1 protein-coding gene is annotated in these 279 nt (G+C 46.6%); it reads left to right on the forward strand.

Annotated elements, in window-relative coordinates; all coding sequences use genetic code 11:
* Window positions 1–279, forward strand: a 279-nt coding sequence (locus ACFIK0_RS09465) for a hypothetical protein (protein WP_375663920.1), incomplete at both ends; no start/stop codon positions are given.

Below are 279 nucleotides of genomic sequence, written 5' to 3' on the forward strand. Positions count from 1 at the left end.
GGTGGCAACCGGTGAAGTACAACTGACGATCATTACGAACACCCCGAAGTTAGTTCATAAGCACCAATTACTGGAAGCGATTGATGACCAGTTACCCGAGGTTGTGTCAGTAATGCAAAATGTTAATCCTGGTGATACCCCATTGGTCTGGGGTGACCGGATGATCCACCTCGCCGGGCAAGAAACGATTATTGAAAGTTTGATGGGCTTGGACTTCAAGCTCTCCGCCCGTTCCTTCTTACAATTAAACCCTGAACAAACTGAAACCTTGTATGAAGA

It is taken from the genome of Bartonella sp. CL63NXGY, assembly GCF_042194905.1.
Lineage (GTDB): Bacteria > Pseudomonadota > Alphaproteobacteria > Rhizobiales > Rhizobiaceae > Bartonella.